Origin of the sequence: Nonomuraea antimicrobica (assembly GCF_039536965.1) — a bacterium.
Lineage (GTDB): Bacteria > Actinomycetota > Actinomycetes > Streptosporangiales > Streptosporangiaceae > Nonomuraea > Nonomuraea antimicrobica.
In genome coordinates this window covers 1-1955 of record NZ_BAAAZP010000221.1, presented here as the reverse complement: position 1 = coordinate 1955, position 1955 = coordinate 1, and the positions used below count along the sequence as shown (strand labels likewise).

Genomic DNA, 1955 nt, shown 5'->3' with positions numbered 1-1955 from the left:
GCCCGCCGAGCGCACCGGCCCGCTGCCGGGCGGCGCGCGGATGCCGCCGCCGCACCAGACCGGGCAGGGGCCGCTCCCCCACCACACGGGCCAGGGGCCGCTGCCGCACCACTCGGTCACCGGCCAGGGGCGGCTGCCGGGCTACCCGCCCGCGCGGCCGAAGCGGCGGGTGTTCACGGGCTGCGTGACCGCCCTGGTCATCGCGGCCGTGGTGATGGTGGTGCTGCTCACGCTGATGGGCTGGCTGTTCAGGTCCCCGGCCGTCGGCGAGGACGGGCCGGTGCAGGACGGCAAGCTGCGGTTCGCTGTCACGGACACCAAGTGCCCCAAGCCGGACGGGGCGGCGACGAAGCGTACGTGCCGGGTCGGTGTCGAGGTGAGCAACGTCGGCCCGGAGGCCAGGGTGCTCTACCCGGGCCAGCAGAAGCTGATCGACGAGGACGACGCCCTGCACGGCGGCACCAGGCTGCTCGACGAGGCCGGCAAGGAGATCATGCCGATCCGGATCGAGGCGGGCCGCTCGTTCACCGGCGCGCTGGTCTTCGAGCTGCCGAAGGACCTGGAGCCGGCGGGGCTCGAGGTGCACGACTCCGGCCTGAGCACCGGAGCCAGGCTCAACCTGGGATAGGCCCGCCCCGGCCGGGGTCGGTCAGAAGCCCTGCGACGGTGAGACGACGCCGTCCAGCGGGGCGCCGTCGCGGAAGCGGCGCACGTTCGCGGTGACGCGCTCGGCCAGGCCGCGCCAGTAGGCCGGGCGCGGGTTGGCGCAGTGTGGGGTGATCAGTACGTTGTCCAGCTCCCACAGCGGGTGGCCGGCCGGCAGCGGCTCGGGGTCGGTCACGTCGAGCGCGGCCCCGCCGATCCGGCCCTCCCGCAGCGCCTCCACGAGGTCGCCGGTGACGACCAGGCCGCCTCGGGCCACGTTCACCAGCCACGCGTCCGACCGCATGAGGCCGAACTCGCGCGCCCCCATCATGCCCCTGGTGCCGGGGGTGGCGGGCGCGGCGACGACGACGTAGTCGGCCTCGGGCAGCGCCTCGCGGTAGCGGGCGCGCGGGACCACCTTGGCCGCCCCGGGCACCTCGCCGCGATCGGTGACCGCCACCACCGTGCAGCCGAACGGCTCCAGCAACCGGACGAGCGCCCGGCCGATGCCGCCGCAGCCGACGATCGACACGGTCGAACCGGCCAGCTCCCTGGAGGTGTTGGGCCCCCAGGAGGTGGCTCTGGCCAGCCGGTGCAGCCCGCGCGCGGCGGCCAGCATCAGGGCCAGGGCGTGCTCGGCCACCTGCGGCCCGTACGCGCCGGCGGCTGCGGTGAACACCGGGTGAGCGGCGACGACCCCTGCGTCGGCCCACCGCTCGACGCCCGCGTGCGGGAGCTGCACCCAGCGGATGCCCTCGTGGATCATGGAACGCAGCTCGCCGGGGTCTCCGGTGCCGAAGTAGACGATCGCCTCGGCCTCCTCCAGGGGCACGACCCGGCCGCCGGCGCGGCGTACGGCGTCGATGAGCGCGGGCACGGGCTCGGGCCCGACGTGGACGGCGACGCTCACCGGAGCACCGTCCTCGCGGCGAGGCCCGCGTGGGGTCTTGTCATCGGGGCAGCCTCCCGGGTTCTGACGCGTTGATCGCGAATGAGCATATGGGGCGCCTCGTCCCCGGACGCCGGGCGGTCACGTGACGAAGGGGCAGGCGGTGCCGTCGAGGATGCGTTCGACCTCGTCGCGGGCGCTCGCCACGATGGAGCCGACGGCCCGCGCCGCCTCCTCCGCCCGGCCCGCCATGACCGCCTCGGCCACGGTCAGGTGGCGGCGGACGGCGGGGTTGTCCAGCCGCTCGGGCAGGAGCAGCAGGTCGCGCCGGGCCTCCATCAGCTCCCGGGTCATCTCGGCGAGCTGGGCGAACATGCCGTTGCCCGACGCCGCGAGCAGCACCCGGTGGAAGGCGGCGTCG

3 protein-coding genes are annotated in these 1955 nt (G+C 75.4%); 1 reads left to right on the top strand and 2 read right to left on the bottom strand.

Annotation, left to right across the window (positions count from 1 at the left end):
• Positions 1–628, top strand: a 628-nt coding sequence (locus tag ABD844_RS47310; RefSeq protein ID WP_344894682.1) for a DUF4352 domain-containing protein, incomplete at its 5' end; no start/stop codon positions are given.
• 21 nt (positions 629–649) lie between these two features.
• On the opposite strand, the gene ABD844_RS47305 is transcribed toward ABD844_RS47310, so the two are convergent.
• A complete protein-coding gene (locus ABD844_RS47305) occupies positions 650–1555 on the bottom strand; it encodes a D-isomer specific 2-hydroxyacid dehydrogenase family protein (protein ID WP_344894679.1) in 906 nt (301 codons plus the stop codon).
• A 120-nt stretch (positions 1556–1675) separates the two neighbouring features.
• The coding region (locus ABD844_RS47300; RefSeq protein WP_344894676.1) for an FCD domain-containing protein at positions 1676–1955 on the bottom strand (280 nt) is incomplete at its 5' end.